Below are 21,761 nucleotides of genomic sequence, written 5' to 3' on the forward strand. Positions count from 1 at the left end.
GTCTGATCGACTCCGGCTGAACTGCCAGATGCCTAAGGGGAACCGGCCATGGTCGGTTCCCCTTGGGCATGGTGGTCGTCCGGATGGTCTCGGTCCGTGAGAAGGGCCCTGACCAGCCGGAGGTGCTGCGGAAGACTATGATCAGGCTATGCCTTTGACGGTGGATGACGTCGACCGGTTCGAGTCGGCGAGGCCCCGTCTGGAGGCCATCGCCTACCGTCTCCTCGGCTCCGCGGACGAGGCGCAGGACGTCGTGCAGGACACGTTCCTGCGCTGGCAGGCCGCCGACGTCGACCGCGTCGAGGTCCCCGAGGCTTGGCTGACGAAGGTACTCACGAACCTGTGCCTCAACCAGCTCGCCTCCGCGCGGGCACGCCGCGAGACCTATGTGGGGCGATGGCTCCCGGAGCCGCTGCTCGCAGGGGACCCGATGCTCGGCCCGGCCGACACCGCCGAGCAGCGCGAATCGGTGTCGTACGCGGTCCTCACCCTCATGGGGCGGCTGTCGCCCAACGAACGGGCCGTCTACGTGTTGCGGCAGGCCTTCGACTATCCGCACCGGGAGATCGCCGAGATCCTCGACATCACCGAGGCCGCGAGCCAGCAGATCTTCCACCGTGCCAAGAAGCGTGTCGCGTACGGCAAGGTCCGCAACGAAATCGACAAGGCCGCCGCCCATCGGATTGTGGAGGAGTTCCTCGCGGCGGCCACCAGCGGTCGGACCGATGAGCTCGTACGCCTGCTCACCAAGGACGCCATCTCCATCGGCGATGGCGGTGGGAAGGTCCCGGCACGCACCAAGGCGTTCGAGGGAGCCGTCGCGGTGGCGAAGTTCGTGAGGGGCCTTTTCAAGCCCGCCGAGGCCAAGCGCGCGATTGTCGGCGGCTCGTCCGCGATATACGCCTGGGTCGCCAATGGCGAACCCGCCGTTGTGGCCGTGGTGGAGGGCCGGGTCGTCGCCGTCATGTGCCTGGAGGTCACAGCTGAGGGCATCGCCGCCTGCCGTACCCAGGCGAACCCTGACAAGCTCGAACGCGCGACCGGGCAGTGGGCGGCGGCCGACCGTGGGGAGCCTCTCTTCATGGTGTGACGTACGTCATGTCCGACTCCTGTCAGCAATCGGCGTGCCATCCGGTTCAAGTGGCGAACTCGAACCCGAGAGCAAGGAAGCCGACAATGAAAGTGCTGGTGGCAGGAGCGACCGGAGCGATTGGCAGGGAACTCCTGCCTCGTCTGATCGAGGCGGGACACGAGGTGTTCGCCATGGTCCGCAGCGATTCCGCCAAGTCCACGGCGGAGGGGCTGGGCGCGGTGCCGGTCACCGCCGATGTGCTCGATCGCGCCCAGGTCGAGGAGGCCGTGCGCCAGGCGGCCCCAGAGGTGATCGTCAACCAGTTGACCGCCATCGGGCACGTGGACACCCGCCATTTCGAACGCAGCTTCGCCGCAACCGACAAGCTGCGGATCGAGGGCACCGACAACCTGCTCGCGGCCGCGCGCGCCGCCGGAGTGCGACGGTTCGTCGCCCAGAGCAACGGCGCGTTCACGTACACCCGGACCGGCGGGAAGGTCAAGAACGAAGAAGATCCCCTGGACCCCTCACCGGTCGCCCCGATGGCCTCGATGATCGCCGCGGTCCAGCATCTGGAGAAGGCCGTGCTGGACGCCTCCTGGATCGAAGGGATCGTGCTGCGCTACGGCGCGTTCTACGGACCCGGCACCTCCATGGCGCCGGACTCCGAGCAAATCGAGATGATCCGCAAGCGCAAGTTCCCGGTCGTCGGCGACGGAGGCGGGGTGTGGTCGTTCGTCCACGTCGCCGACGCCGCGGAGGCCACGGTCGCAGCGGTGGAGAACGGCGACCGCGGCGTCTACAACATCGCCGATGACGACCCCGCCCCGGTCGCCGAATGGCTGCCGGAACTGGCGGAGATGCTGGGCGCCAAGAAGCCGATGCGCGTGCCGCGGTTCGTCGGACGGCTGGCCGCCGGAGAGGCGGGCGTCGTGCTCATGACCGAACTGCGCGGTGCGTCCAACGCCAAGGCCAAGCGCGAACTGGGCTGGAAGCCGGCACACCCCACCTGGCGTAAGGGCATCGTGGAGAAGTGACTCGCTGGGCGTCCTCCGACCGGTTCGGCGGCGGCGGGCGCTCGCCACCCGGTTCGCTCGCCCTCGCCGGGGTGCGCGGCTGCGGACGTGCGTCAGGGGGATGCGGGTTTCTCGTCGGCGGGGGATTTGATCGGCTGGGTGGTCGAAGAGCGGCGGCGTTGGCCGGTCTTGCGGCGGCCTGCCACCAGGAGGTCGTCGCCAAAGCCTTCGGCGGCTGGCTTCTCCTGGGGCTCGGCTGGTTCGGGTACGGAGGGCTTCGCGGCGCGGCGGGGCTTTTTCGGGGGCTTCGACTCGGCCTGGCGGAGGGATTCCACGAAGCTCGCGGCGTCCTCCTCGTCGTCGGCGGTGTCCGAGGCATGCCTGCGCTTGCCGATGATCCACTGGTCGGCGGTGAGGCGGCCGCCGCCGCCCGCGGCGAAGACGAGGCTGGCCATGCCGAGGGCCACGACGAGTTCGTAGCCGTTGCGGAACGTTCCGCCGTCCACCACGAACAGGCCCTGGTCGCCGTGGACGAAGATGAACGCGCCCGCCATGTCGATGAACAGCAGGGCGCCGGTGACGGGCAGGCCGAGTCCGGCGATGAGGGCAGCGCCGCCGAGCAGTTCGACGAACGCGGAGTAGACGGCGGCGGCGGTGGGGAGCGGCACGCCGAGGTCGTCGAACGAGCGGCCGGTCGCGGTGATGCCCGCCTCGATCTTCTGCCAGCCGTGCGCCATGAAGATGATGCCCACGCCGAGCCGCGCGAGGACTGCCACAACGTCGTAGAGCGGCCGAGAGCGCATGCGGTCGACTCCTTCAGCGCGGGGAACGGGGGCCCGGTCAGACGGAGAGTATGACGGCCTGCCCCGACATATCGCTAACGTCGCAGGTGGGGGCTATTGTCGGCGGGTGAGAAGCCATCAGTACGAAGTGTCGGTGACCTGGACGGGGAACACCGGGTCGGGGACGAGTTCATACCGGGACTATGAGCGGGCGCACGAGGTTCGTGCGGACGGCAAGCCGCCGATCGCGGGCAGTTCGGACCCCGGTTTCCGGGGCGACCCGGCGCGGTGGAATCCCGAGGAACTGCTCGTCGCCTCGCTGGCGCAGTGCCACATGCTGTGGTTTCTCCATCTGTGCGCCGTCGAGAAGGTCGTGGTGACCGGGTACGAGGACCGGCCGCGCGGCGTGATGGTCGAAACGGCGGACGGCGGCGGACGGTTCGAGGAGGTCGTCCTGCGTCCCCGGGTGACGCTGGCCGACCCCGGGCAGGCGAGCCGGGCCGCCGAACTGCATGAGAAGGCCCACGAGATGTGCTTCATCGCGAACTCGGTGAACTTCCCCGTCCGCCATGAGGCGGGCCTGCCGTAGGTCAGCGCGTCCGGCCGCGGGGCTTCAGGCGCGTCGGCGGCATGGCGGGCGCCGCGAGGCGGGCGCCGTGGTAGCCCTCCACTGTGCCGAAGCGGCCGCCCGTCATCCAGTCCTCCCGGGCCTGGGCGATCTCCTCGCCGGCGCGCGCGATGAAGTTCCACCACATCACGAGCTTCTCCTCGAAGGGCTCGCCGCCCAGCAGCACGAAGCCGCCCGGTCCGTCGGCGGCCCGCACCGGCAGCTCGCGGCGGCCGCAGCCGAGGTAGAGCATCGAGCCCGGCTCCACCTGCTCGCCGTCGATGTCGAGGACGCCGGACATGGTGAGTGCCGCGTACTCGAAGTCGGGTTCGACCGGTAGGCGCACGGCGGCGCCGTCCTCCAAGGCGATGTCCGCACCCATGATGGGGGTGAACGTCGTGCCCGGAGAGGTGGCGCCGTCGAGTTCGCCCAAGAGGAGGGTGGCGGCGAAGCCGGGGGCGCTGACCACGGGCAGGTCGGCGTGGTACTCCCAGTTGGGTTCCGTGTGCCGGTGGACGTCCGGGAGCGCGACCCACAGCTGGGCTCCGTGCAGGATCGGGGAGTGCGCGCGCGGCGACTCCTCCGAGTGGGAGATGGCCCGCCCCGCCGTCATCAGCCCGAGTTCCCTCGGACGGATGGTCTGCAGGCTGCCGAGGCTGTCGCGGTGCAGGACCTCGCCGCAGTGCAGCCAGCTCACCGTCTGCAGTCCGATGTGCGGATGCGGCGGTACCTGCATGCCGGGCTGGTCGGTGATGTCGTCCGGCCCGTAGTGGTCGACGAAGCACCATGCGCCGACCATCCGCCGTCCCAGGCTGGGCAGCAGCCTCCGGACGACCGTGCTCTCGCCCAGCGGGACCCGCCGCGGCGGCAGCAGCTCGTGGACGGGCCCTCCCGCAACGTCGTCGCGCCCGCCGCACTGGACCGGCTTGGGCCGGACATCGAGGTTGCTCACCAGAACCGTCCCTCCCTGCAATGCCGTCCCTTAACGATGCCCTACGGCCTGCGCCGTTGAACCCACGGAATGGTGCATGCGGCCGGCGGGTTCACGTGTATGTGATGCACGGTGAGTACAAGGTCCCCGGTGGCAAGCTCGTGGTCGCGGATATCGACGTCGTTGACGGTCTCCTGCGCAACCCCAGGATCAGCGGCGACTTCTTCCTCGAACCTGACGCGGCCCTGGACGCGATCAACGGCGTTCTCGACGGGCTGCCCGCCGCGCTGGACGCCAAGGCGATCGGCGTCCGCGTCCAGGCGGGGCTGCCCCGCGGCACGGTGATGCTCGGCATCACCGCCGAGGCCGTGGGGATCGCGGTGCGGCGGGCCATCACCCGGGCGTCGGACTGGCGCGACCACGGCTGGCGGCTGATCCACGAGCCGCCGCAGGAACCCGCCCTCCACATGGCGATCGACCAGGTGCTCGCCGAGGAGGTCGGCGCGGGGCGCCGCCCGCCCACGCTGCGGGTGTGGGAGTGGGCGTCGCCCGCGGTGGTCATCGGCAGCTTCCAGTCGCTGCGCAACGAGGTCGACGCCGCGGCGGCCGAGCGGCACGGGGTCGAGGTCGTGCGGCGCATCAGCGGCGGCGGCGCGATGTTCATCGAGCCCGGCAACACGATCACGTACTCGCTGTACGCGCCGGAGACGCTGGTGGCGGGCATGTCGTTCGCGGAGAGCTACGCCTTCCTGGACGACTGGGTGCTGGGCGCGCTCGGCGAACTCGGGATCAAGGCCTGGTACCAGCCGCTGAACGACATCACGTCCGACAACGGCAAGATCGCCGGCGCGGCGCAGAAGCGGCTCGCGTCTGGCGCGGTGCTGCACCACGTGACGATGGCCTACGACATCGACGCGGAGAAGATGCTGCAGGTGCTGCGGATCGGCCGCGAGAAGATCTCCGACAAGGGCATCGTCAGCGCGGTGAAGCGGGTGGATCCGCTGCGGCGGCAGACCGGGCTGCCCCGCGAGGAGATCATCGACCGCATGATCGGGCACTTCCGGACCCGCTACGGGCTCGCCGGCGACCGGGTGGGTGAGGACGAGCTGCGGCTGGCCCGCAAGTACGTCACCGACAAGTTCGGCACACCGGAGTGGACGGCCCGCATCCCCTGACGTCCGGCGCGGTGCGGCGGAACCCTGGGGCGCCGCCGTGCGTCCTCCTCTCATGGCAGGTCGCGGGGGCGGGCGGCACGCCATAGGTTGGTGACGTCGGCCAGATGATGAGGAGCGTTCATGTCGATGCAGAAGGGCGCCAACACCGCGGTGCCGGTTCCCTCGGTGCGGATCGAGCTGGGCTGGCAGGCCGGTCCCGGCGTGCCGGACGCGGACGCGTCGGCGCTCCTGGTGACCGAGAGCGGCCGGGTCCGCTCGGACGCCGACTTCGTCTTCTACAACCAGCCGGCGCACGCCTCCGGCGCGGTGCGGCACGAGGGCAAGCAGCAGGGGCCGACGGTCCTGGACGTCCTGGTGGTGGACCTGAACCGGGTCGAGCCCGCCATCGAGAAGGTCGTCATCGCGGCGTCCTCGGACGGCGGGACGTTCGGCCGGTTCCAGGGCCTGTACGTGCGGGTGGTCGACGCGGCCGGCGGCACGGAGGTCGCGCGGTTCGACAGCCAGGGCGCCACCACGGAGACGGCCTTCGTCCTCGGTGAGCTGTACCGGCGGCAGGGCGCATGGAAGTTCCGCGCGGTCGGCCAGGGCTACGACTCGGGTCTCGCGGGCCTCGCCACCGACTACGGCATCTCGGTCGACGACCCCGGCCAGGCGGCACCCCCGCCCGCGCCCCCGCAGCCGGTGCAGCCGCCCGCTCCGCCGGCGCCGCAGCAGCAGTACGCCCCGCCCCCGCCGCCGCCCGGCGGCCAGTACGTACCGCCCCCACCGCCCCCACCGCCGCCGGCCCCCGGCCAGTACGCACCCCCGCCGCCCCCGCCGGGGGGCCAGTACGCGCCGCCGCCCCCGCCCGGCCAGTACGCGCCGCCGCTCGGCCAGTACGCGCCCCCGCCCGGGCCGCCGCAGCCGCAGCAGCAGGGCGGCAAGATCTCCCTGACGAAGAACGCCCCGTCGGTGTCGCTCACCAAGCACGGCGCGACGGGCGGCCACATGCGCGTCAACCTCAACTGGACCGCGCGCGAGGGCGTCGCGAAGGGACGGCTCGGCAAGCGCCGCCGCGGCGTCGACCTCGACCTGGACCTGTGCTGCCTCTGGGAGCTGCAGGACGGCCGCAAGGGCATCATCCACGCGATCGGCGACATGGGCGCGCTGGAACGCGCGCCGTTCATCAAGCTCGACAAGGACGACCGCACCGGGGCCATCGAGTCGGGCGAGAACCTCCACATCAACCTCGACCACACCAAGGACTTCAAGCGGATCCTGGTGTTCGCCGAGATCTACGACGGCGCCGACGACTTCCGCGGCCTGGACGCGATCGCCACGCTGTTCCCGGTGGGTGCGCCGCCGATCGACATGCGGATGGACGACTGCGTGGACGCGTCCCGCGACGCCGTCCTGGCGCTCATCGAGAACGTGAACGGCGAGCTGGTCGTCCGCCGCGAGGGGCGGTTCATCCTGCCGCCGCCCGGCCGCGCGCGCTGGGGCAAGATGGCCGTCGACCAGGCCTACGCCTGGAACCTGGAGTGGGTCGCCTCGCGCGGTAAAGACTGACCGGCCGTCCTTGCCCGCGAGCGCGTGGTCACGCGGCTTTCAGCTGGTCCGCCAGCTTCTTGTCGTGGGCGACGCGCACGAGCGCGGCGGTGAATCGGGCCAGTTCCTTCTCCGGCACCTTCCCGGCGAGCTGGCCGGGGTCGGTGGGCAGGCCGAGCCGTTCGGCGCCCTTCTTCACCTGGTCGTCGATGTGGGGGCGAAGCCAGGGCCAGATGGCCTGGGCCTCGCGGCAGAAGATGTCGACGCCGGTCGGGCCGATGCCGGGGAACTCCTGCAGCAGGCCGGCCGCCTTCTCGGGGTCGCGTTCGGCCTCGATGGCGAGGCGCCGCAGATCGCCCTTGTACTTGTCCTGGACCATCTCGGCGGTGTCGCCCAGGCGGGACGCGGTGGACTCGTCGTAGCGGACGTAGTGGCCGCGTCCGAGCGCGTCCACCCGGTCCTGCCACGACAGCCTGCCCATCCCGCGCGCGGTCCCGCCGCCGGCCTCGAACAGTTCGCGGGCGGCGGAGACCGCGATGTCCGACGAGATGCGCGCGCTCAGCAGGTTGGCCAGGACGAGCAGCTTGAACAAGGCCGCCGGCTGGTCCTTCAGCGTTATGCCGGCCTCCTCGGCGAACGTCCGGCCGGACTCGTGCAGCAGCTTCTTCACGACGGCATCCATGGCATGTACCTCCCGTGGATGGCGCCTACCCGGCCGGCGGGGGATGACTCACAGGAGGCTGAGCTGTCCTTCGCCGGCGAGCGGGTCCCGGTGCTTCTTCAGGTGCCGCCAGCGCGGGAGGTCGTCCAGGTAGGACCAGGACATCCGGTGGTGCGGTGTGGGCCCGTGCTCCTCGAGCGCCCTCTGGTGGACGGGCGACGGGTACCCGGCACTGTCCGCGAACCCGTAACCGGGGAACTCGCCGTCCAGCTCCGCCATCAGCCGGTCACGGTGGACCTTCGCCAAGACGGAGGCGGCGGCGACCGTGACCGACCTGAGGTCGGCCTTGACCTCGCAGCGGACCCGCCAGGGCCGGCCCAGAAAGTCGTGCTTGCCGTCCAGGATGACCACGTCGGGCCGGACGGGCAGTGACTCCAGCGCGCGGACGGCGGCCCGCCGCAGCGCCTCCGTCATGCCGGCCTCGTCGATCTCCTCGGGGGACGACGCGCCGATGGCGTGCCCGGCGAGCCAGCCGGGCAGCAGGCCGGCGAACGACTCGCGGTGCGCCTGGGTGAGGAGCTTGGAGTCGGTGAGCGCGATGGTCTTCTTGCCGCGGCCCGGCAGGACGGGCGGCGCGCTCAGGTCGGTGACCGCGGCGCACACCACGACGGGGCCGGCCCAGGCGCCGCGGCCGACCTCGTCGACCCCGGCGATCGTGACCGGACGCGCGGCCCGGAGTTCGTCCTCGATCCCGTAGCCCGCGGCACGGGGCAGCCCTCTGGAGCCGGAGGGGGCGGAGTCGAACCCGGGCAGGGCGTCGCCGGTGGGGTCGGTCAAGGAGGCTCCTCAAGAACGCACGAATGCCGCGATCGCGTGGCCGAGCCGTTCCCCGTCGTCCTCCTGGAGGAAGTGGCCAGCGCCGTCGATCGTAGGGTGCCCGATGCCCTGCGCGCCGGGAACCAGCTGCTTGAACAGCGGCGCCATCGCCCCGGTGATGGGGTCCTTGTCGCTGAAGGCCACGAGGAACGGCTTGTCCCACGCGCGCAGGACGTCCCACGCGTCGCGGTTGGGCTGCGCCTCCGGGTCGTCGGGTTCGGCGGGGACGAGCGCGGGCATCGCGCGCGGCCCCGCCTTGAACGCCTCGTCCGGGAACGGTGCGTCGTAGGCGGCGCGGACGTCGTCGGACAGCGCGGTGCGGCAGCCGGAGGCGATGTTGCGGGCGATGTCGAACTCGGCCGCCGTGCGGACGGACTGGCGGAACTTGAGCCATGTCTCCGGCATCGGGAAGTCGCCCGTGGGGAGGCCGGTGTTGGCGGCGACGACACGGGAGAACCGGTCCTGGTGGGCGGTCACCAGGCGCAGGCCGATGAGGCCGCCCCAGTCCTGCCCGACGAGGGTCACGTCCCGCAGGCCGAGGGCGTCGAACACCAGCGAGCGCGTCCACTCGATGTGGCGCGCGTAGGTGTGGTCGGTCATCTCGGCGGGTTTGTCCGAGCGGCCGAAACCGACCAGGTCGGGCACGACCACGCGCAGCCCCGCGTCCGCCAAGACGCGCATGACATGCCGGTAGAGGAACGACCAGCTCGGCTCACCGTGCAGGCACAGGACCACGGGACCGTCGGACGGGCCTGCCTCGACATAGGCCATGCGCAGCGTGCCGTCACCGTCCTGGGTGGGGACGTCGGCGTAGCGCGGTTCGTAGGGGAAGTCCGGGAGGCCGTCGAAGCGTTCGTCGGGGGTACGCAGGATCCGCATCCGCCCATCATGGCAGCGGCCCCGTCGTGGTGGCGGCCCCTGTCATTGCAGTGGCCCCCGTCCTGCAGGGAACCACGGCGCGGGTCAGAGCCAGCCGTTGTGCCGCGCCGCGCCCACCGCCTCGATGCGGTTGCGCGCCCCCGTCTTGCCGATCGCGGACGACAGGTAGTTGCGGACGGTGCTCTCCGACAGATGCAGTCGTCCCGCGATGTCGGAGACGGGTGACCCGTCGGCCGCGGCCGCCAGCACGTCCCGTTCCCGGTCGGTCAGCGGGTTCGGGCCCACCGACAGCGCCGCCGTCGCCAGCGCGGGGTCGACCACCCGCTCCCCGGCCAGGACGCGCCGCAGTGCCGTGACGAGGTCCTCGATGGGGCCGTCCTTGACCAGGAACCCGCTCGCCCCGGCCTCCATGGCGCGGCGCAGGTAGCCGGGCCGCCCGAACGTGGTGACGATCAGCACCCTGCACGCGGGCAGCTCGCGGCGCAGGTCGGCGGCCACGTCCAGGCCGCTGCGGCCGGGCATCTCGATGTCGAGCACGGCGACGTCCGGGACGGTCCGCAGCGCCTCCGGCAGCACCCGCGCGCCGTCGCCGACCTCGGCGACGACCTCGATGTCCTCCTCGAGCCCGAGCAGCAGCGCGAGCGCGCCGCGCATCATGCCCTGGTCCTCGGCGAGCAGAACCTTGATCACGTCCCTCATTGTCCACCCGCGCCCTGCGCCGCTCCGCCGGGGACGGTGACGGTGAGCAGGAATCCGCCGCCGGGTGCGGGGCCCGCCTGGACCGTGCCGTCGGCCGCCCCCACCCGTTCGGACAGCCCGCGCAGCCCGTGACCACCAGATCCTTCGACGGCTCCGTCATTACCGGCTCCGCCCACGCCGTCGTCCTTCACCTGGAGGACGGCCTCGTCCTCGTCTACGCGGACCGTGATGTCGCAGTGCGCGGCCCCGCTGTGCCGGATCACGTTGGTGACCCCCTCGCGGACCGCCCAGCCGAGCAGCGCGTCCGTTCCGGCCGGTGGCGGCGGGCCCGTGCGGCGGATCGCGGCGTCCACCCCCGCGTCCGCCAGCGCCAGCCGCGCGGCGTCCAGCTCGGCGGCCAGGCCGCGGCCCCGGTACCCGCTGACGGCCTGCCGCACCTCGTTCAGGGCCCGCCGCCCCACGGTCTCGATGTCGGCGGCCTGCCGCGCGGCCACCGCCGGGTCGCGCTCGGCGATCAGCCGGACGGCCTGCGCCTTCACCACCATCAGCGACAGCGTGTGGCCGAGCAGGTCGTGCAGGTCGCGGGAGAAGCGCAGCCGCTCGCGCGCCACGGCCGCCTCGGCGAGCTCCTCCCGCGCGTCCCGGAGCAGGCCGATGACGGTGAACAGCCGCAGGATGACCGCGGTCACCACGCCCGCCGTCGCGGTGCCGTACCAGTTCGCGGCGAGGGCGCCGCCGTCCTCCCCGCCCGCCCAGCCCACCAGGACGCTCAGCGTCGACACGCCGCCGATGCCGAGGAGCATCGGCAGCTCCGGGCCGCTCCCGCGCCGCGGCAGGTGCCCGACGAGGACGCCGGCCGAGAGCCCGAGAAGCGGGAACATCGTGTACCACCGGCCCTGGAAGCCCAGGGACGCGGCGGACGCGACGCCCGCCTGGGCGACCAGCAGCGCGGTCGGGACCCGCAGCGGGAACCGTCCGTCGAACGAGGTGCGGATGACGCCGAGGTGGAGGAACGCGAACACCAGCAGGGCCGTGACGGCGAGCCACACGGGATGGGTGCGGCCCTGCGCCAGATCCCAGAGCGGCCACACCAGGACGATGAGCCAGAACACGAAGGCGTGGCCGCCGGGCCCGTCGCGGTCCACACTCTCCAGGTCGAGGTCGGGAACACGCCGCTGCGGAGTGCCCTTCCAGGGGATCAACCGCCGTTCTCCGCGTCCACGAAGCCACGGTATGCCCACGCCGCCGTTCACAGCGTGCGGGCGGAGCGCCGGTAGCCGTAGGCGGCGAAGGCCACGAAGGCGGCGGCCCACGCCGCCAGGAGCACGACGCCGGTCAGCGTCGGGGCGTGGCCGTCCGTGGCACGCCAGGACAGCTCCCCGTAGCGGTTGATCGGCGTCGCCGCCGCGATGTGCCGGAGCCACCCGGGGAACCTCGCGATCGGCACCCACAGGCCGCCCAGCAGGGACAGGCCCATGTAGCAGGTCAGCGCCGCCATCTGCGCCTGCTGCGCGGTGAGCAGGTACCCGAGGCCGATCCCGAGGACCGCCATGGGCGCGATGCCCGCCCAGAGCAGCACGACCACGGCCGCCCACTGGGCGGCGCCGAGCGACACCCCGTTCACCAGGGCGCCCGCCAGGCAGATCGAGAGGATCGGCGGGAGGGTGACGGCCATCGCGCACAGCGTCCGGCCCACGACGACCTCGGACGGACGCAGGGGCAGCAGCCGGAGCTGCCGTATCCAGCCGAGCGGCTTGTCCTCGGCGATGGACACGCCGTTGTTCAGCACGGCCCCGACTGCGCCGAACCCCGCCATGCCCACCATCGCGTAGACGGCTCCCGCCTGCCCGGACCGACCGGTCAGATCGAGGTTGGTGAACACCAGGTACATCGTGAGCGGCGATATCAGGCTCATCACGAGATAACCGGGGTCGCGCAGCAGCCGCACCATTTCCAGCCGGATGTAATGCAGGATCATCGCACTGCCTCCTTCCGTTCGGTCAGGGCGAGGAACGCCTCCTCCAGGCCCGCCCCCGTCACTTCCAAGTTGCGGACCATGCCGGCCCGGGCCAGTGCCAGGACCGTCGCGTCCGAGTCGGTGGTGTGCAGCCGGACACGGTGCCCGCGCACCTCGCTGCCGACCACGCCCGGCAGGCCGTCCAGCGCCGCCACCGACCCGTCCAGGTCGAAGCCGACGGTGCGGCCGGGGACCCGCCGCTTGATGTCCTCGCTGGTCCCGTCGGCGATGACCCGGCCCCGGTCGAACACGATGATCCGGTCCGCGTAGTCGTCGGCCTCCTCCAGGTAGTGGGTGGAGAACAGGATCGTCCGCCCATGCTCGGCATAGGAGCGGACGCTCGCCCACAGCTCGCGCCTTGCCTCGATGTCCAGTCCGGTGGTGGGCTCGTCCAGGACGAGGAGGTCGGGCGCGCCCGCCACAGCGATCGCGAACCTGACGCGCTGCGCCTGCCCGCCCGACAGCTGGTCGGCCCGCCGCCCGGCCAGGTCCGTGACGCGCGCGGTCTCCATCAGCTCGGCGAGCGACGGGACGTCCCGGCCGCCGGACTTCGCCGCGTACGCGCGGCGGACGAAGCCGAGCAGCTCCCGGACGGTCACCCCGCCGATCAGCCGCCCCGTCTGCGGCATCGCGCCGACGCGGCCGTCCCGCACGGCCCGCTGCGGTGCCGTGCCCAGCACCCGCACCGTCCCCGCGTCGGGCGGGACCAGGCCGAGCAGCATCGCGATCGTCGTGGACTTGCCCGCCCCGTTCGGGCCGAGCAGCGCCACGGACGTCCCCCGGCCGATGCCCAGGTCGAGGCCGTCCACGGCCCGCACCGTCCCGTAACTCTTGGCCGCACCCGTGAAGAGCACGGCCGTTTCCGCAGTTCTGACTTCCATGACTCGGACGTTACGGATTCGGCCGGTCCCGGCAGCAGATTCGAACCTCCACTTCTGGACAGTACAAATGTCCTGGTCTCGGGATCAGGGCGCGGCCGGCCCCGCCCCAGGCAGGGTGGGCGGGCGCCAAGGAACCGGGCGCGGGGAGTCCCGTTCCGGGCGGTCCTGCGCTTTACTCGCCTTGATGGCTTTGTTCGACAGGTCCCGTTCCCGCCCGGCTAAGGACGCCGCGGCGCGGGATCTTTTCGAGCGCCTGCGGGTGCGCTACTTCCACATCACGCCGGGGCTGAGGTTCTTGGCCGGGCTGGTGCTGATCGCGCTCGCCCTCGCCGCGGCGGTCGTCCTCGATGGGCCGATCGCGGGTGCGGCGGTGGGCACGGTCGTCGTGCTGGTCGTGGTCCACCTGACGCTGCGCTCGCCCACGAGCATGGCGGTCGTCGCGGTCATCGCGTCCTGGCTCGCGCTGTCGGTGCCCCTGGGCAGGCTCTACCCGGACGGCGGCGACCTGTCGTACCTGAGTCCGACGGTGCTCCTGGCCGTGCTCGCACTGCCCGTGGCGGTGGCCGCCTTCCGCCTGCGCGGGTACGCGCCGTGGAGCACCACCCTGCTCGCCCTGGCCTCCGCGGGGGTGGCGACGGCGGCGACCGCCCGGCTGCTGCCGGAGGCGAACGCGGCGCCCGGCTGGGCGGCGGCCCTGGCCGTCCTCGCCTACCGCTGGGACCGGGCGCGCCGCACGGTGCCCGCCGAGGCGTACGAGACCGGCTGGGTGCAGGAACAGGCGAGCCCGAAGGGGGACGCGATGCCGCCGGGCCCGCGCAAGAACCCGCCCGGTCTCGATAAGCCGGACAGGAAGCCGACCAGGCCCGACCGGCGCGGACCGGGCGACGAGCCCGCCGCCGCGGCGGCCCAGCCGGCCCACGAGCAGCGCGCCGCCGCGCAGGCGGCCGAGTCCGCACCGGCCCCGGACCGCCAGGCTCCCCCCGAGCGCCGGACCGCCGCGGCACCCGACATCTCCGTCGCCGACGCGCTCGCCGAACTGGAGCACATGATCGGGCTGGAGCCGGTCAAGCGGCAGGTCCGCTCGATCGCCGCGTCCATCGAGGCCGCGCACCTGCGCGCCGCCGCCGGCGTGCCCACCGAGAAGCCCATGCGGCACTTCGTCTTCGTCGGCCCCTCGGGGACGGGCAAGACCACCGTCGCGCGCGTCCTCGCCAAGATCTTCTACGCGTTCGGGCTGCTGCCGGAGCCGGCCTTGGTCGAGGCCCACCGCGCGGACCTCGTCGGTGAGTTCCTCGGCGCCACGGCCCTCAAGACCAACCGGCTCGTCGACTCCGCCTTGGGCGGCGTCCTCTTCATCGACGAAGCGTACGCCCTGGTCAACTCCGCCGAGGGGCAGCCCGACCGCTTCGGCGACGAGGCCGTCCAGACGCTGCTCAAGCGCGCCGAGGACGACCGCGACAACCTGGTCGTCATCCTCGCCGGCTACGACGTCCAGATGGCCGAGTTCCTCGACTCCAACCCCGGGCTGGCCTCGCGGTTCGGCACGCGCGTGCACTTCCCGTCGTACCGGCCGTCCGAGCTGCTGCAGATCGCCGACTACCACACGGGGCTCCGCGAGGACCGCCTCGACCCGGAGGCCCGGCGGCGGCTCGCCGCGCGCTTCGAGGAGGTCGAGCGGCGCGGCATCATCGACGAACTGGGGAACGGACGGTTCGTCCGGACCCTGACCGAGGCGGCGGCGCGCGCGCGGGACGTCCGTGTCGTCGACGCGGCGTCAGGCACGCCGGGCACGCCCAGCGCCGACGACCTCGTCACCCTCCGCGCGGAGGACGTGGAGGCCGCGTTCGCCGAGGTCACCGAGCGGTACCGCGGCTACGCCGAGACGCCGACGCTGGACGAGGCGCTCGGCTCGCTCGACGCGATGATCGGGCTGGATCCGGTGAAGCGGCAGGTCAGGGAGATCGCCGCGCAGCTCCAGGTGGCCCGGATGCGGCAGGAGCAGGGCCTCGTCACCCGCCCGCCGACACGCCACTTCGTCTTCACCGGGCCGCCCGGGACGGGCAAGACCACCGTCGCGCGCGTACTCGGCCGCATCTTCGCCGCGGCGGGGCTCCTCGCCCGTCCCGAGGTGGTCGAGGCACAGCGCGCCGACCTCGTCGGTGAGCACCTCGGGGCGACGGCCCTGAAGACGAACAAGGTCGTCGATTCGGCGCTCGGCGGCGTCCTGTTCGTGGACGAGGCGTACGCGCTGAGCAACCAGGGCTACTCCGGCGGCGACGCGTTCGGCGCGGAGGCGGTGCAGACGCTGCTCAAGCGAGCGGAGGACGACCGTGACCGGCTCGTGGTCGTCCTCGCCGGCTATGACGCCGACATGGACCGGTTCCTCGCGTCCAACCCGGGGCTCGCCTCCCGGTTCGACGTGCGCGTCGGCTTCCCGTCCTACGGCCCGGACGAACTGCTCCGCATCGCCCAGCTCGTCGCCGAGCACGGCGGCGACCGCTGGGAGGACGACGCCCTGGACGACCTCGCCCTCGTCTTCCAGCGCGTCTGCGGGACGGGCCGGATCGACGAGTTCGGCAACGGCCGCTTCGCCCGCTCCATGTATGAGAAGGCGTGCGCGTGCCGTGCGCTGCGGGCGGCCGAGCTCGGCGACCGGGCCACCGCCGACGACCTCACGCTCCTCACCACCGCCGACGTGCGCAACGCGTTCGCCGATCTCGCCCACCGCCTGGCGTAGCGGGCGCCGTCCTCCCGTGGGCTTGCGCGGTAAGGCGAGGCCCGTTCGACGCGGCGCCGGATCGGTCGTCTAGGGTGCCGTCCGTGGACGAGCGGGATGAGCCGGTCGAGTACCGGCAGACGCGGTACAAGGCGCCGAACGGCGCGACCGAGCTTCTTCTCATCAGGCACGGCGCCTCGGCCCCGGCCCGCGCCGACCGGCCGTTCCCGCTCGTGGACGGCCAGGCCGACCCCGAGCTCGCCCCCGAGGGACGGGAGCAGGCCGACCGGGTCGCCGACCGCCTCGCGGACGAGAGGCTCGACGCCATCTACGTCACGCCGCTGCGCCGCACCGCGGAGACGGCGGCGCCCCTGGCCCGCCGCCTGGGCCTGGAGCCGCGCGTCGAGGCGGGCATGCGCGAGGTCCACCTGGGGGAGTGGGAGGGCGGGCTGTTCCGCAAGAAGGTCGCCGAGAACGACCCGGTGGCGCAGCGGATGTGGGCCGAGGAGCGCTGGGACGTCATCCCGGGCGCGGAGCCCATCGCCGAGTTCGCGGCGCGCGTCGAGGAGAGCCTCACCCGGCTCGCGGCGGCGCACGCGGGCGGCCGCATCGCGGTGTTCACCCACGGCGGGGTGATCGCGCAGGCGCTCGCCGCCACGACCGGCGCCAGGCCCTTCGCGTTCCTCGCCCCCGACAACGCGTCGATCTCCCTGCTGGTGCGCATCGGCGAGCTGTCGTCGATCCGCGGCTTCAACGACGTGTCCCACCTGGACTGGTCGGTTCCGGCGCCGCTGACCTAGAGGCGGAAACGGAGCTTCTGGCCCGGCCGCAGCTGCGCCGCGTCGGCGACGGCGGCCGAGCCGATCACGGCGATGACGGGATAGCCGCCCGTCGTCGGATGGTCGGCCAGGAAGATGATGGGCAGCCCGCTGGGCGGCACCTGGACCGCCCCCGTGACCATCCCTTCGCTGCCCAGTTCGCCTTCGCGCGCGCGGGCGAGGGGCGGTCCGTCCAACCGGACTCCCACGCGGTTGCTGTCGGCCGACACCTCGTAGAGCGCGGACGTGAGCGTGGCCAGCGCGTCGTCCGCGAACCAGTCGTTACGCGGACCCGGCCTGACCTGCAGCACGGGAGTCTCCGGAAGGGGAGGCACGGGGGCGACGTCCACGGCGATACCGGTAAGGCCCTTGCAAGAACCGATCGGGAGGCGGTCACCCTGCGCCAGCGGAGCCGGGCCAAGGCCGGACAGGAGATCGGTCGACCGGCTCCCGAGAACCTCATCGACCACGACACCGCCCCGCACCGCGAGGTAACTGCGCAGCCCGGACGAAGGCGTACCGACCTCCACCACGGCACCGTCCGCCACGAAGCATGGCGCGTTCGTCCCGTGCGCGCGGCCGTCGACCCGCACGGTCACCGGCGCGCCCGTGACCGCGACCCAGGCGTGCCCGTGAAAACGCAGCGCCGCGCCGCCGAAGGTGAGTTCCACGCCCGCCGCGCCCTCGGGATTGCCGACGAGCCGGTTCGCCAGCCTCAACGCGCGCTCGTCGGCGGCGCCGGAGCGCGGGACGCCGAGATGCGCGCGGCCGGGCCGGCCGAGGTCCTGCACGGTCGCCAGCGGGCCGGGCCGCACGACCTCGATCAACACGGCGCCTCGATCAACACGGCCCCTCGATCAACACGGCGCCCCGATCAACGACGCTCCTCGGGGACGAAGCGGACCCGCGTGCCCGGCCGGAGCAGCGACGGCGGATCGCGCGTGACGTCCCACAGCCGCAGCCGGCTGCTCCCGAGCAGCCGCCATCCGCCCGGCGACCGGGACGGGTAGACGGCCGCGTACGGCCCGGCGATCGCCACCGACCCGGCCGGGACGGCCGTGCGGGGCGACTCGCGGCGCGCCACGTGCAGCGCCGGGTCCAGGCCCGTCAGGTAGCCGAAACCGGGGGAGAAGCCGACGTAGGCGACCGTGTACAGGCCCCCGGAATGCCGGCGGACGACCTCCTCGCGCGACAGCCCCGTCAGATCGGCGACCTCGTCGAGGTCCTCGCCGTCGTAGACGACCGGGATCTCCACCGGCTCCGCGCCGCCCTCCGCGTCCGCCGGCAGCGGCAGCCGGGGCAGGCGCGCGGCAAGGCGGTCGAGGTCGGCCGACGGGTCGGCGACCACGAGGACGGTCTGCTCGCCCGGCACGACGTCCACGACGCCTGGCAGCGGGTCGTCGCGGAGGGCGGCGTTGAGCCGGTGAGCGGTGGCGAGGTCGCCCGTCTCCACGAGCAGGGCAGTGTCGCCCGCCCGCAGCACTCTCACGTGAACGGCTCCAGCGCGACACCCGCGTCGGACAGCGCCGAACGGACCGACCGGGCCAGCGCCACCGCGCCCGGTGTGTCACCGTGCACGCAGATGGAACGCGCCTTGAGCGTGACTTCACTGCCGTCCACCGCGACGACGGTTCCGTCTACGGCCATCCTGACCGCGCGCTGGACGACGGCCTCCTGGTCGTCAACGACAGACCCCGGCTCACGGCGGGACACGAGCCCGCCCGCCGGCGTGTAGGCGCGGTCGGCGAAACACTCCGCGACGACGGTGAGCCCATCGGCGACGTCATGCACCGCAGAGCCCGGCAGGGTCAGCAGCGGCAGAGACGAGTCGTACACCCGTACCGCCTCGGCCACCGCACTGGCCTGGACGGGGTCGCGGCTCACGCGGTTGTAGAGCGCGCCATGCGGCTTGACGTAGGCGACACGTCCGCCCTCCGCGCGCGCGATGCCGTCCAGGGCCGCGAGCTGGTAGAGGACCTCGGCGGTCAGCTCGGGCGCGGCCACGTCGATCTCACGGCGTCCGAAACCGGCCAGATCCCGGTACGACACCTGCGCGCCGATGGCCACGCCGCGCTCGACGGCCGCCGCGCACACCCGCCGCATGATCAGCGGGTCGCCCGCGTGGAACCCGCACGCCACGTTCGCGCTCGTGATCACGTCGAGCAGCGCCAGGTCGTCGCCCAGCTCCCAGATGCCGAACCCCTCGCCGAGGTCGGCGTTGACATCGATGACCGTCATGCCGGCACCCCCGTTCCCCGTGTCAGACGGTCTCTTCGCGCAGGTCCTCGACCTCGTGCCTGGACGCCCACGCCTGATACACGCCGCGGTCGAACAGCTCCAGCCCGAGCCCTTCGGCGACCGGCGCCTTCCCGCCGCAGTACTCCACGCGGAGCCAGCCGTCGTGCTCGCCGAGCACGACGAACGGCTCGCCGCGCCAGGTGCAGTGCGTGGTCACGTACCGCACGCGGTCGACCTCCGCCAGAGGCACCACCTGGACGTACCGGTCGGGTGAGATCTGCCGGAACCCGTCGGCGTGCCGCACGGCGTAGAGCCGCACCCGGTCGCCGTCGGGGCTCGCCTCGTACTCGGCGCCGCGCCAGCCCGCGTAGAACCCGTGCCGGATGCTCATTCCCGTCCTCCCGGCAGTTTCACCAGCCACCTGCGCAGATCGGCGTCGAATTCCGCGACCAGGGTCTCGGCGCCGCGCGCGTCCAGGCGGTACAGCTCGGCGCCGTGCGGGAGCCGCTGGCTCTCGATCTTGAACTCCGGGATGGCGGGGCCGTCGCCCGGCGCGTACCCCGACCCGGGGAACGGCGCCCGCTCGATCACCCAGCCGCCCGGGATGATCCCCATGCTCCACTCGTCGATCCCGCCGAGCGGGCGGCGGAACAGCGCCGGCTTCACCGCCGGCCAGCGGATCACGAAGATCTGCTCGTCCGCGTGCGTGAAGGGCGACCCCTCGTACATGAGGCCGAGCGCCCGGATCGTCGCCGCGGGGGACCTGATCTCCTGGACGTCCCGCAGGCGGTGCACGTAGCCGGCGACCAGGTCGTAGCCGCCCTCCAGGTAGTGCTGCACGTGCTCCGGCCGCACCACCTTCTGCATCACCACGACTTCGGACGCCGCGTCGCGGGCCCCGTCCGCGGCCCGGAGGTCGCCCGCCTGCGCGGCGGGGGCGGTCTCCCGCCTGCCCTGGCCGTAGAGGGGGGCGACGGGGAGGCCGTGCGGGTCGCTCGGCGTCTCCCGCGACACCGGGGGCTCGGGCCTGCGCCGCGCGGGAGCGGGTCGTTGCGGCGCGGCCGACGGTCGCTGCGGCGCGGCGGCAGGCGGCCGCGTGGCCGCGGCGCGGTGCTGGGCGGCGGGTGCCTGCGGTCGCGGGGCGGGCACCGTCGGCTGTGGGGCGGGCGCCGGGGGCCGAGCGGCCGGCGCCGGGGGCCGCTGTGCGGCGGCGGGACGGCGGGCCGGGGCGGCGGGACGCTCGGCGGGGGCCGGCGGCGCGGGCACCGAGGCAGGGGACGGGGCGGCGGGGGACGGGGCGGGCGGAGACGGGGAGACCGGCGACGGGGAGACCGGAGACGGGGAGACCGGCGACGGGGCGGCCGCCGGCGCGGGTGCGGCGGGGGCGGCGGGCTGCGCCCGGCGGGCGGGCGGCCGCCGCGCGCCGGAGTCGTCGCGCGGGTCTGTGGGGGCCTGTGGCGGCGCGGCGGCGGCCGGGGAATCCTGCGGTCGGCTCCGCACCGGTTCGGGGCTCTGCGGCGGCCTGGGGGCCTGCCGGCCGGCGCCGGGGCGGTTGCGGGGCGGCTTGACGCCGCGGGTCCGCGTGCGGGACGACGGGCCCGCCACGTGGACGTCCGTCGGCACCGGCGGCGTCGGGGCGGCGGGCTTGCGCGGCTCCTCCGGCTCCAGCAGCGCCTTCGCGTCCAGGTACGAGGCGCTCGGCAGGCCCGGGTTGACCGCGAGCTGCCATTCCGGGTGAGGCCAGCGGCGGGACAGCTCCGCCAACGACGCCTCCCGGTGGTGGACGGCCTGGCCCTGAAGGGAGCGGTCCATGGCCTCGGGCGAGGTGAACGCCAGGACGAACGTGCCGTCCCCGAACTGCGCCGTGGCGAACTGGTGCCCGTCCGCCCCCGGCTCGCCCGGCGAGGGCAGGTACAGGACCGCGCGCGCGAGGAGCTCCAGGTAGCCGTGCTGGTCGCCGCGTTCCCGGGCGTCGGTGAGGGCGGTCTCCAGGGCGGAGCCGGAGGGCCGGGCGGCCCGCGCGGAGGACGCGGCGGAGCGCCGCTCGTCCTCGGGGACGGCCAGCGGGATGCCGAGGCCGGGCAGGGCCAGCGGCCCGCCGTCCGGGCCCGCCTTGCTCGCCTGGTAGACCAGTTCGAGCGGGGACTCGATGCCGTACACGTCGCGGAAGGCGCCGACCACCTGCCCGGCGAGCATCGCGCACGCCTCCAGGTACTCGGCGGAGGCGCGGCCGCCGCGGTCGCGCCAGGTGAACCGGTCCCACCAGTTCTTGCGCTCCTCCTCGTCCGGCGGCTCCCAGCCGAGCGCCCTGAGCCGGCGCTCCTGCCGCGGGGCCAGCGGGCGGGGCAGGAACGCGCTGCCGACGGCCTCCGCGTCCAGTACGCCCTCCGACCTCATCGCCTGGGCGTAGGGCAGCCCGCTCGGCCCCTGCACGATGAGGAACGACGTGACCGGGAGCCTGGAGAGCTCAAGCGTCAGCCGTTTGGCGAAGTCGTTCCAGTCCACTCGGATCCACTTTCACGTCCGCGGGGCGAGGTTCCGTACTTGACGGTAGCCGAACGCCGCGTCACTCGGTCCAGGGAGCCGGAACGGCGTCGGTCCGCACCTGCGCCCAGACCCCGCCGATGGCGTCGTACACCGCGAGCGGCGTCTCGTCACCGTCGCCGGCCGACCGCCAGAGGCGGGTGCCGTGCGGCGGCCTCATCGGGACGCCGGCGGGCTGCCTCGGCGCAGCGGGCGCCCTGTCCGGCACGCCGTCGCTGCCGGGCGGCGCGCCGATGCCGGGCGTTGCGTTGTTGCCGGGCGTTGTGCCGATGCCGGGCGTTGCGTTGTTGCCGGGCGTTGTGCCGATGCCGGGCGTTGCGTT

Annotated in this window: 21 protein-coding genes and 1 pseudogene; 7 read left to right on the top strand and 15 right to left on the bottom strand. The window is 73.2% G+C overall.

Annotated elements, in window-relative coordinates; translation table 11 throughout:
• Nucleotides 1–148: 148 nt before the first annotated feature.
• Together sigJ and AL2_RS21170 are read left to right on the top strand one after the other, a co-directional pair.
• Complete coding sequence (gene sigJ, locus AL2_RS21165) at nucleotides 149–1,090, top strand: RNA polymerase sigma factor SigJ (protein WP_067636067.1); 942 nt, start codon at nucleotides 149–151, stop codon at nucleotides 1,088–1,090.
• A complete protein-coding gene (locus AL2_RS21170) occupies nucleotides 1,087–2,109 on the top strand; it encodes an NAD-dependent epimerase/dehydratase family protein (RefSeq protein WP_210748548.1) in 1,023 nt (340 codons plus the stop codon). Before sigJ ends, AL2_RS21170 begins: the two co-directional genes overlap by 4 nt.
• 92 nt (nucleotides 2,110–2,201) lie before the next feature.
• Here AL2_RS21170 and AL2_RS21175 read toward each other — a convergent pair whose 3' ends face one another.
• The gene (locus AL2_RS21175) at nucleotides 2,202–2,891 is read right to left on the bottom strand and encodes a DoxX family protein (RefSeq protein ID WP_067636073.1); all 690 of its coding nucleotides are present in this window, start codon (nucleotides 2,889–2,891) and stop codon (nucleotides 2,202–2,204) included.
• A 106-nt stretch (nucleotides 2,892–2,997) separates the two neighbouring features.
• Between AL2_RS21175 and AL2_RS21180 the strand changes: the two genes are divergently transcribed.
• On the top strand, nucleotides 2,998–3,459 hold the full coding sequence (locus AL2_RS21180; protein ID WP_067636074.1) for an OsmC family protein: 462 nt from the start codon (nucleotides 2,998–3,000) through the stop codon (nucleotides 3,457–3,459).
• A 1-nt stretch (nucleotide 3,460) separates the two neighbouring features.
• On the opposite strand, the gene AL2_RS21185 is transcribed toward AL2_RS21180, so the two are convergent.
• The gene (locus tag AL2_RS21185) at nucleotides 3,461–4,429 is read right to left on the bottom strand and encodes a pirin family protein (protein ID WP_067636075.1); all 969 of its coding nucleotides are present in this window, start codon (nucleotides 4,427–4,429) and stop codon (nucleotides 3,461–3,463) included.
• 104 nt (nucleotides 4,430–4,533) lie between these two features.
• Between AL2_RS21185 and lplAB the strand changes: the two genes are divergently transcribed.
• The gene (gene lplAB / locus AL2_RS21190) at nucleotides 4,534–5,583 is read left to right on the top strand and encodes a lipoate-protein ligase LplAB (RefSeq protein ID WP_067636076.1); all 1,050 of its coding nucleotides are present in this window, start codon (nucleotides 4,534–4,536) and stop codon (nucleotides 5,581–5,583) included.
• 120 nt (nucleotides 5,584–5,703) lie between these two features.
• The gene (locus AL2_RS21195) at nucleotides 5,704–7,131 is read left to right on the top strand and encodes a TerD family protein (protein WP_067636078.1); all 1,428 of its coding nucleotides are present in this window, start codon (nucleotides 5,704–5,706) and stop codon (nucleotides 7,129–7,131) included.
• Between the two features lie 28 nt (nucleotides 7,132–7,159).
• On the opposite strand, the gene AL2_RS21200 is transcribed toward AL2_RS21195, so the two are convergent.
• From AL2_RS21200 to AL2_RS21230, 7 genes are all read right to left on the bottom strand, one after another.
• Nucleotides 7,160–7,792 (bottom strand): HhH-GDP family DNA glycosylase, encoded by a 633-nt coding sequence (locus AL2_RS21200; protein ID WP_067636079.1) that lies wholly within the window; start codon nucleotides 7,790–7,792, stop codon nucleotides 7,160–7,162.
• 48 nt (nucleotides 7,793–7,840) lie between these two features.
• The gene (rnhB, locus tag AL2_RS21205; RefSeq protein ID WP_067636109.1) at nucleotides 7,841–8,545 is read right to left on the bottom strand and encodes a ribonuclease HII; all 705 of its coding nucleotides are present in this window, start codon (nucleotides 8,543–8,545) and stop codon (nucleotides 7,841–7,843) included.
• 72 nt (nucleotides 8,546–8,617) lie between these two features.
• Nucleotides 8,618–9,526 (bottom strand): haloalkane dehalogenase, encoded by a 909-nt coding sequence (locus AL2_RS21210; RefSeq protein ID WP_067636083.1) that lies wholly within the window; start codon nucleotides 9,524–9,526, stop codon nucleotides 8,618–8,620.
• Nucleotides 9,527–9,610: 84 nt separating this feature from the next.
• Nucleotides 9,611–10,216, bottom strand: coding sequence for a response regulator transcription factor (locus AL2_RS21215; protein ID WP_067636110.1), 606 nt, complete (start codon nucleotides 10,214–10,216; stop codon nucleotides 9,611–9,613).
• A 5-nt stretch (nucleotides 10,217–10,221) separates the two neighbouring features.
• Nucleotides 10,222–11,427, bottom strand: a complete 1,206-nt coding sequence (locus AL2_RS21220) for a sensor histidine kinase (RefSeq protein ID WP_083946746.1) — start codon at nucleotides 11,425–11,427, stop codon at nucleotides 10,222–10,224.
• A gap of 47 nt (nucleotides 11,428–11,474) precedes the next feature.
• Nucleotides 11,475–12,203, bottom strand: coding sequence for an ABC transporter permease (locus tag AL2_RS21225; protein WP_067636085.1), 729 nt, complete (start codon nucleotides 12,201–12,203; stop codon nucleotides 11,475–11,477).
• On the bottom strand, nucleotides 12,200–13,123 hold the full coding sequence (locus tag AL2_RS21230) for an ABC transporter ATP-binding protein (RefSeq protein WP_067636087.1): 924 nt from the start codon (nucleotides 13,121–13,123) through the stop codon (nucleotides 12,200–12,202). The genes AL2_RS21225 and AL2_RS21230 overlap by 4 nt, the downstream gene beginning before the upstream one ends.
• Before the next feature lie 184 nt (nucleotides 13,124–13,307).
• Between AL2_RS21230 and AL2_RS21235 the strand changes: the two genes are divergently transcribed.
• Both AL2_RS21235 and AL2_RS21240 read left to right on the top strand, forming a co-directional pair.
• Nucleotides 13,308–15,860 carry an AAA family ATPase gene (locus AL2_RS21235; RefSeq protein WP_174550868.1) on the top strand — a complete coding sequence of 851 codons (2,553 nt, stop codon included), beginning with the start codon at nucleotides 13,308–13,310 and terminating at the stop codon, nucleotides 15,858–15,860.
• A gap of 83 nt (nucleotides 15,861–15,943) precedes the next feature.
• Complete coding sequence (locus AL2_RS21240) at nucleotides 15,944–16,639, top strand: histidine phosphatase family protein (protein ID WP_067636113.1); 696 nt, start codon at nucleotides 15,944–15,946, stop codon at nucleotides 16,637–16,639.
• Here the strand turns inward: AL2_RS21240 and AL2_RS21245 are convergent.
• From AL2_RS21245 to AL2_RS38105, 6 genes and pseudogenes are all read right to left on the bottom strand, one after another.
• Entirely contained in the window at nucleotides 16,636–17,487 is an 852-nt protein-coding gene (locus AL2_RS21245) for a 5-oxoprolinase subunit C family protein (RefSeq protein ID WP_312032915.1), read from the bottom strand. The two genes, AL2_RS21240 and AL2_RS21245, sit on opposite strands and share 4 nt — an antisense overlap.
• 44 nt (nucleotides 17,488–17,531) lie before the next feature.
• On the bottom strand, nucleotides 17,532–18,146 hold the full coding sequence (gene pxpB, locus AL2_RS21250) for a 5-oxoprolinase subunit PxpB (RefSeq protein WP_067636089.1): 615 nt from the start codon (nucleotides 18,144–18,146) through the stop codon (nucleotides 17,532–17,534).
• Nucleotides 18,143–18,895: a LamB/YcsF family protein gene (locus AL2_RS21255; RefSeq protein ID WP_067636095.1), complete on the bottom strand. Its 753-nt coding sequence runs from the start codon at nucleotides 18,893–18,895 to the stop codon at nucleotides 18,143–18,145. Before AL2_RS21255 ends, pxpB begins: the two co-directional genes overlap by 4 nt.
• Before the next feature lie 22 nt (nucleotides 18,896–18,917).
• Entirely contained in the window at nucleotides 18,918–19,286 is a 369-nt protein-coding gene (locus AL2_RS21260) for a UCP033725 family protein (RefSeq protein WP_067636097.1), read from the bottom strand.
• On the bottom strand, nucleotides 19,283–21,400 hold the full coding sequence (locus tag AL2_RS21265; RefSeq protein ID WP_067636099.1) for an SseB family protein: 2,118 nt from the start codon (nucleotides 21,398–21,400) through the stop codon (nucleotides 19,283–19,285). Before AL2_RS21265 ends, AL2_RS21260 begins: the two co-directional genes overlap by 4 nt.
• Nucleotides 21,401–21,461: 61 nt before the next feature.
• Nucleotides 21,462–21,761 (bottom strand): annotated as a pseudogene (locus tag AL2_RS38105) (hypothetical protein); the annotation flags it as partial.

This window comes from Actinomadura latina NBRC 106108, from assembly GCF_001552195.1.
GTDB lineage: Bacteria > Actinomycetota > Actinomycetes > Streptosporangiales > Streptosporangiaceae > Spirillospora > Spirillospora latina.

What these genes read in the sequence shown, in the direction of transcription:
- sigJ (WP_067636067.1), top strand. Translation starts at nt 149, where the DNA reads ATGCCTTTGACGGTGGATGACGTCGACCGGTTCGAGTCGGCGAGGCCC.
- AL2_RS21175 (WP_067636073.1), bottom strand. Translation starts at nt 2,891, where the DNA reads ATGCGCTCTCGGCCGCTCTACGACGTTGTGGCAGTCCTCGCGCGGCTC.
- lplAB (WP_067636076.1), top strand. Translation starts at nt 4,534, where the DNA reads ATGCACGGTGAGTACAAGGTCCCCGGTGGCAAGCTCGTGGTCGCGGAT.
- AL2_RS21195 (WP_067636078.1), top strand. Translation starts at nt 5,704, where the DNA reads ATGTCGATGCAGAAGGGCGCCAACACCGCGGTGCCGGTTCCCTCGGTG.
- AL2_RS21200 (WP_067636079.1), bottom strand. Translation starts at nt 7,792, where the DNA reads ATGGATGCCGTCGTGAAGAAGCTGCTGCACGAGTCCGGCCGGACGTTC.
- AL2_RS21210 (WP_067636083.1), bottom strand. Translation starts at nt 9,526, where the DNA reads ATGCGGATCCTGCGTACCCCCGACGAACGCTTCGACGGCCTCCCGGAC.
- AL2_RS21225 (WP_067636085.1), bottom strand. Translation starts at nt 12,203, where the DNA reads ATGATCCTGCATTACATCCGGCTGGAAATGGTGCGGCTGCTGCGCGAC.
- AL2_RS21230 (WP_067636087.1), bottom strand. Translation starts at nt 13,123, where the DNA reads ATGGAAGTCAGAACTGCGGAAACGGCCGTGCTCTTCACGGGTGCGGCC.
- AL2_RS21235 (WP_174550868.1), top strand. Translation starts at nt 13,308, where the DNA reads ATGGCTTTGTTCGACAGGTCCCGTTCCCGCCCGGCTAAGGACGCCGCG.
- AL2_RS21255 (WP_067636095.1), bottom strand. Translation starts at nt 18,895, where the DNA reads ATGACGGTCATCGATGTCAACGCCGACCTCGGCGAGGGGTTCGGCATC.
- AL2_RS21260 (WP_067636097.1), bottom strand. Translation starts at nt 19,286, where the DNA reads ATGAGCATCCGGCACGGGTTCTACGCGGGCTGGCGCGGCGCCGAGTAC.